The following is a 7,614-nucleotide window of genomic DNA, read 5'->3' on the forward strand; positions in this document are numbered from 1 at the left end:
CGCGCCGCCAAGGAGAAGCTCGGCGACAAGGTGTTCGTGCTCGGTCACCACTACCAGCGTGACGAGGTGATCCAGTTCGCCGACGTCACGGGCGACTCCTTCAAGCTGGCCCGGGACGCGGCGGCGCGTCCTGAGGCCGAGTACATCGTCTTCTGCGGTGTGCACTTCATGGCCGAGTCGGCGGACATCCTCACCTCCGCCGACCAGAAGGTCGTACTGCCGGACCTCGCGGCCGGCTGCTCCATGGCCGACATGGCGACGGCGGAGCAGGTCGCGGAGTGCTGGGACGTACTCACCGAGGCCGGGATATCCGAGCAGGTCGTCCCGGTGTCGTACATGAACTCCTCGGCCGACATCAAGGCGTTCACCGGAAAGCACGGCGGCACCATCTGCACGTCCTCCAACGCCAAGCGCGCGCTGGACTGGGCGTTCGAGCAGGGCGAGAAGGTGCTCTTCCTGCCCGACCAGCACCTCGGCCGCAACACCGCCGTGCGGGACATGGGGATGTCCCTGGAGGACTGCGTCGTCTACAACCCGCACAAGCCGAACGGCGGCCTGACGGCGGACGAGCTGCGCGCCGCGAAGATGATCCTGTGGCGCGGCCACTGCTCGGTCCACGGCCGCTTCAGCCTGGACTCGGTGAACGATGTGCGCGCCCGTATCCCCGGGGTGAACGTCCTGGTGCACCCGGAGTGCAAGCACGAGGTCGTGGCCGCGGCGGACCAGGTCGGCTCGACCGAGTACATCATCAAGGCCCTGGAGGCGGCCCCCGCCGGCTCGAAGTGGGCGATCGGCACGGAACTGAACCTGGTCCGCCGCCTCGCCAACCGCTTCGCCCCCGAAGGCAAGGAGATCGTCTTCCTCGACCGCACGGTCTGCTTCTGCTCCACCATGAACCGCATCGACCTCCCCCACCTGGTCTGGACCCTGGAATCCCTCGCCGAGGGCAACCTGGTCAACCACATCCAGGTCGACGAGGAGACGGAGACCTTCGCGAAGCTGGCCCTGGAACGGATGCTGGCCCTGCCGTAGCCTCCGGCGGCTCGACGGGGACGGCGTCCCGCGCCTGGTCCTGGTACCGGGCGCGGGACGCCGTTCGGCACTGGGGCCTGGTGGGTCCGAGTGGCGGAAACAGTGCTCCCTGGGCGGACGCGGGGACCGGAACTTCAGCCTGCAGCTCACGCTGCCCGCTCCAGCCGCATCCCCCCGAAGCGGACTCGCACAGCGGCCTTCCTCTTTGTCGAGACCCTGTCCCGCCGCTGACAATCCGACTGCGCCGGCCGTGCACCAAGGCTGTCCGGCGGGAGCTGGCGCACGACTGAATCCGACTGCGTCAGCACCCGGCATGGCTGTACAGGCGCCCAACGCACTGCTGCTACGACCCACGCGGCAGCCGGGCCAGGAGCTTGGCCACGGAGCACTTACCGATATCTTTCGAGAGACGGGCCCCTCCAACAGGGCCTATCCATAGGACCGTTGGGTACTACCTCTGCCTCCCGCACCAAGCCTGCCCAGCATCTGCGCAGCACCGCACAAACAGCCGGAAGAACCGAAATGTCCCCTTCCCCGGAACTAAGGAGTTCCACCTCCCCACCCCACCAAAACCCCAGCTCACGAACTGTGGTCCCCGCGCATGCGGGGGTGGTCCCTCTGCGACTGGTGCGTCGGTCGCCGCATGTATGTGGTCCCCGCGCATGCGGGGGTGGTCCCGCCATCTCGATGGACCACCCGGCCAGCCCGACGTGGTCCCCGCGCATGCGGGGGTGGTCCCGTCCTCGATTTCCTGATCAAGCTGTGCTCGGCGTGGTCCCCGCGCATGCGGGGGTGGTCCCCGGACGGTGAACGGGACGGAGCCCTCAACGGCGTGGTCCCCGCGCATGCGGGGGTGGTCCCGACCAGGGCGCGGCCGGGCGCATGGCCGCCATGTGGTCCCCGCGCATGCGGGGGTGGTCCGGGCCTACGCCGCGAACCTCCCGGCCGCCAAGTGGTCCCCGCGCATGCGGGGGTGGTCCCCCAGGTTCTTCACAGCGATCGCCGACGTGACCGTGGTCCCCGCGCATGCGGGGGTGGTCCCGCACTATCGGACAGTCGATACGGTCAGCTCAAGTGGTCCCCGCGCGTGCGGGGGTGGTCCCTCCTCGGCGTCGGCGGCGACTTGGGCAACCTCGTGGTCCCCGCGCATGCGGGGGTGGTCCCTGGACCCAAAGCCCCGTTTCGGGACTCCGAACGTGGTCCCCGCGCATGCGGGGGTGGTCCCCAGTCGGCCATGACGCCGGCCTCGCCGCCGAGGTGGTTCCCGCGCATGCGGGGGTGGATCCGGAACACGGGCGTCAGGCGGCGGGCTACTTCGCGGTCCCGTGCCTATCGGGGCGATCCGCCCACCGGCCAGCAACTCGTCTCCGCGTTCCACGAGGTCGTTCCAGATACCGGAGCCTCAGCCTTAGAGCGTTTCCTTCGGATCATCTGATCGTTGGTTGATGTGTGTTGGTGACTGATGCCCAGTGGGCGAGGATCGAGCCGTTGCTGCCGGACCGGACGTGTGATCACCGGCTGGTGATCGACGCGATCGCCTTCAAGTACCGCCCCGGGCAAGCCGTGGACGGACCTGCCCGAGTACTTCGGCTCGCGGAAGTGCGCCCACAACCGGCCGGGGAAGTGGGCCGCCGACAGCACCCGGGAGAAGCTCTTCACCCCCCTGCTCGCCCAAGCCGACACCGAAGGCAACCTCGGCTGGATCGTCGCGGCCGACTCTCCACGATCGCCTGGGCCCATCAGCACGCCGCCGGGGCCCGTCAAAAGGGGCCCCGCCCGACGAGCCCTATCGCCGTGCCCTCGGACGGTTCCGCGGCGGGCCGACCACCCAGGCCCGCCTCGCCGCGGACAGCCACAGCGGACCGCTCGCCTTTGTGCTCACGCCCGGCCAAGCCTGGAACGCACCCGCCTTCACCGAGGTCATGGCCTGCTCACGGGTTCCGGCCGGTTGGCCGACCCAGGACAACGCCGGAGGCGGTCCTGGCCGACAAGGCGTACTCGTCCCGGGCAATCCGGACCCATCTCCGCCAGGCGTGGGATCCGGGCGGTGATCCCGCAGCCCTCCGACCAGAGCGCCACACCCCGCGAAGAGGTACGCCCGCCGCCCGTGTCGCGTTCGCAGGGGGCGGTCGAGCAGGCGTGTCACACACAACGCTATCGAGCCGACTTGAGTTCCAGCGCTGGTTCCCAGTTTCGGGGAACGACCACACGCTCTCTCAACTGCCATGTGGCGTAGCGCCGTTGAGTCGAACAGCAGGGAATTAACAGGCCCGACTCGTGCATGCTCGTCGGCAGACTCAAGCCCGGTTTACCTCAGCGCGACACTCCGAGGCAGGAACACCCTCGCCTTGCCAGTGCCCCCCGGCAGCATTCGACGCCCGCCGGGCTCGCATGCCATACGCACCGCGCATCCGAGGTGCCGTCGTACGCAGACGCGCTTGCCATTTGCCCAATTGCCGCGCACCAGCCACGCAAGCTGAGCTCTGCGGGGCGGTTCCGCCGTTTCACACAGGAAGGGAGAGCATGACCAACGCGGAATTCGGGCCATCCAGCACGGAAATCATCTTCGTCACCGGCCAGTTATCCGCCTCAGCCCGATCCGCCTGGGCCAAGCACGACCAGAAGTCCGGGGGGTGGCTCCCCCTGTGGCGGCACATGGCCGACAGCGCGGCTGTCGCGGGGCGGCTGTGGGAGCAGTGGGTTCCACGGTCCGTGAGGGAGCTGGTGGCCGATGCGTTGCCCGCAGGGGACGCGGATGCCCGGAAGCTCGTTGTGTTTCTCGCCGGCGGGCACGACGTGGGCAAGGCGACCCCGGCCTTCGCCTGTCAGGTCGAGGCCCTGGCCGGGCGGATGCGTGACGAGGGACTCGACATGCCGAGTGCCCGCGAGTTCGGGCAGGACCGGCGGATCGCACCGCACGGGCTGGCCAGCCAGTTGCTGATGCAGGAGTGGATGGCCGAGCGGTACGGCTTCCGCAGCCGGGTGTCCGGGCAGTTCGCGGTCGTCGTGGGCGGCCACCATGGCACCTACCCCGATCACCCACACATCCACGATCTGCAACTTCGTCCGCATCTGATGCGGCACAGCGGACCGAGTGAAGTGGTCTGGCGCGGGGTGCAGTTCGAGTTGATGGATCTCTGTGCCGCTTCGGCGGGGGTGACGGACCGGCTTCCGGAGTGGGCCGGGGTCAGGCTGCCCCAGCCGGCGCAGGTCGCGTTGACGGCCGTCGTGATCCTCTCGGACTGGATCGCCAGCTCCGCCGAATTGTTCTCCTACGATCCCGAGACCTGGCGGCCCCTGGGCACGCAGGGCGAGCGGCGTCGGCTCACCGCGGCCTGGGCCGGACTCGACCTGCCCAGACCCTGGACTCCCCGCGAACCGGAAGGAACTGCCGAGGAGTTGCTCCGGCTGCGGTTCGCCGGGCTGGAGAACGCGGTCGTCCGGCCGGTCCAGGCCGAGGCCGTGCGGATGGCCCGCAGTATGCCCGCGCCGGGCATGCTGGTGATCGAGGCGCCCATGGGCGAGGGCAAGACCGAGGCGGCGCTGGCCGCGGCGGAGGTCCTCGCGGCCCGATCGGGCGCCGGTGGCGTGCTCGTGGCGCTGCCCACTCGGGCGACGGGGGACGCCATGTTCCCCCGGGTCCTGGACTGGCTGAAGCACCTGCCCGAGGGGGAAGAAGGCGGAGACGGCCGGCGTTCCGTCGTACTCGCTCACGCCAAAGCCGCTCTCAACCACGTATGGGCGGGACTGCTACGCCGAGGGCGGCGAAACATCGTGGCTGTCGAACTCGACGGCTGCGAGGAAGAAAGAAGAGAGAAGAGCGCTGTCCGGCCTGCCAGGAAAGCCGGATTCCACGCTCATCAATGGCTGCGGGGGCGCAAGAAGCAACTGCTGGCCTCCTTCGCCGTGGGGACCATCGACCAAGTCCTGTTCGCCGGGCTGAAAAGTCGGCACCTGGCTCTGCGACACCTGGCGGTGGCGGGCAAGGTCGTCGTGATCGACGAGGTGCACGCGTACGACGCGTACATGGGGCGGTATCTGGACCGTGTGCTGGAATGGCTGGCGGCGTACCGGGTTCCGGTCGTCCTGCTGTCGGCGACGTTGCCGGCCGACCGCAGGCGCGAGCTGGTGGCCGCGTACTCCGGTTCCTCGGACTTCGGCTCCCCTGACGGGAGCTCCGCGGCGAGCAGTGATGGCTATCCCCTGATCACCGCCACAGCCCCTGGACACCCGGTCCAAATCGCCTGCCCTCCCGCCGCTTCCGGCAGGCACGTCGCGGTGGCCCTGGAGCGGTCGGACGACGACCTGGCCGTTCTGGCCGACCGGCTTGAGCGCGAACTTGCTCAGGGCGGCTGCGCGTTGGTCGTACGCAATACGGTGGACCGGGTACTGGAAGCCGCGGACGTGCTGCGCGCACGGCTGGGCGAGGACGTGGTCACCGTGGCGCACTCCCGCTTCCTCGCCGCCGACCGTGCGGCCCTGGACGCGGACCTGGTACGACGCTTCGGTCCGGACGATCGGCAGCGCCCGCACCGGCATGTCGTGGTCGCCAGTCAGGTGGCGGAGCAGTCACTCGACATCGACTTCGACCTGCTGATCACGGACCTGGCGCCGATCGATCTGGTATTGCAACGGATGGGCCGCCTGCACCGGCACGCTCGAAGCCGGCCCGCCCACCTTGCACAGGCGCGCTGTCTCATCACAGGGGTGGACTGGGGGGCGGGTCCGCCGCAGCCCGGAGACGGCACTCGTGCGGTCTACCGCAGTGAGTACACCCTGCTGCGTTCGCTCGCCGTGCTCGGTCCGTACCTCGACGGCCGAATGCTGGACCTGCCCGCCTCCATCAGCCCGTTGGTCCAGGCGGTTTACGGGGACGGGCCGGTCGGTCCGGCCGCATGGGCGGAAAGGCTCGCTGCTGCTCGCATCGAGCATGATCGTTTGCTGGACGAGAAGCGGCAGAAGGCGGAGGCCTTTCTGCTCGGCCCGGAGCGGCGCGCCGGGCGGCCCGTCTATGGGTGGCTGGAGGCGGCGGCCGGTGATGTGGACGACAGCCCCGCGGGGCGCGCTCAGGTGCGCGACAGTGAGGAAACGCTGGAGGTTCTGGTCGTCCAGCGACAAGCCGACGGTCGTCTGACGACCGTGCCATGGCTCGACGACGGACCGGACGGCCGACGAGGCGGTCTGGATCTGCCGGTCGACTTCGTGCCCGGCCGCCGGGCCTGCGAAGCGGCGGCGGCGAGCGCACTCACGCTGCCGGGCCGTTTCAGCAAGCCCTGGATGATCGACCGGACCATTGCCGAACTTGAGCAATTCCTGATCCCTGCCTGGCAGGTAAAGGAGTGCCCTTGGCTGGCTGGTGAGCTGATTATCGCGCTGGATCCGGATTGTCAGACCCGTCTCGCAGGCTTCGTACTCACCTACAGCCGCGCCGACGGACTACGGATCACCTCTACTGACGCGCCCGCGATCACACGGAGTGGCGAGGAGCGAAGGGTGAGCGGTTCCGATGCGGAACAAGCGGGGGAGGCAGGCAGCCAGGATGAGCGCGGTGAGCGACCGGCCGAGGTGGTCGGGGTGATGAGCGAGAGGACCACGGCGGCGTCGGGGCCGCTCTCCTTCGACCTGGTCACCGAGCCGTGGCTCCCGGTACAGCGCGGAGACGGGACGACCGATGTCGTCTCCCTGCTCGGACTCTTCGAGCAGGCCGGCTCCCTGCGGGGGCTGGCGGGTGATCTACCCACCCAGGAGATAGCGGTGTTACGGCTGCTCCTCGCGATTGTCTATGACGCCCTGGACGGCCCGGCGGAAGTGGAGGACTGGGAGGATCTGTGGCTGTCGGACGATCCCTTCGCCGCCGTGCCCGAATACCTCGCGCGGCACCGGGAACGTTTCGATCTGTTCGCAACAGAGCGGCCCTTCTACCAGGTCGCGGGACTGCGGACCGCGAAGAACGAGATCGCGCCGCTGAGCCGGATCGTCGCGGACGTCCCTGTGGGCGAGCCCCTGTTCGCGATGCGCAGGCCCGGCGTCGACTGCCTGTCGTACGCGGAGGCCGCCCGGTGGCTGGTGCATGCGCACGCCTTCGACACCTCCGGGATCAAACCGGCCCTGCTGGGCGACGACCGGGGCAAGGCCGGAAAGGTCTATCCCTTGGGGGTGGGATCGCTGGGCAGTCTCGGCGGGGTGTTCGCCGAGGGCGGCACACTCCGCGAGACCCTGCTGCTCAACCTGATCGCCTTGGCGGAGGCCGAAGGCTGGGAGACACACGCCTCGACCACCCAGGACGTACCGGTATGGCGACGCGAGGCCGCCCTCGGCGCCGGACCGCGCGAGAGCAGCGGCGGCGGCGCCCGCCCACAAGGGCTCCGGGACCTGTACACCTGGCAGTCGCGCCGGGTCCGGCTGCACGCGGAGAACGGCGTCGTGACGGGCGTGGTCCTCGGTTACGGCGACCCCCTCGCGATGAGCGCTCCTTGGAAGACCGAGCCGATGTCCGGTTGGCGGCGCAGTGAGACGCAGGAGAAGAAGCAGGGCCGCGTCCCCGTCTACACGCCGCTCCGGCACCACCCGGACAGAGCGGCC

At 69.4% G+C, this 7,614-nt stretch carries 2 protein-coding genes and 1 CRISPR repeat array; both genes read left to right on the plus strand.

The annotated features are described in order from the left end of the window. On the plus strand, window positions 1-1,032 hold a 1,032-nt coding region (gene nadA / locus CCN72_RS20450), incomplete at its 5' end, for a quinolinate synthase NadA (RefSeq protein ID WP_086808774.1). Between the two features lie 588 nt (window positions 1,033-1,620). Next, window positions 1,621-2,317: a CRISPR direct-repeat array (repeat unit 28 nt; unit sequence GTGGTCCCCGCGCATGCGGGGGTGGTCC). Between the two features lie 1,238 nt (window positions 2,318-3,555). After that, window positions 3,556-7,614 (plus strand): CRISPR-associated helicase/endonuclease Cas3 (locus CCN72_RS20455; protein ID WP_086808775.1); only part of this gene is annotated, 4,059 nt, incomplete at its 3' end.

Source organism: Streptomyces murinus, from assembly GCF_002154555.1.
GTDB lineage: Bacteria > Actinomycetota > Actinomycetes > Streptomycetales > Streptomycetaceae > Streptomyces > Streptomyces murinus.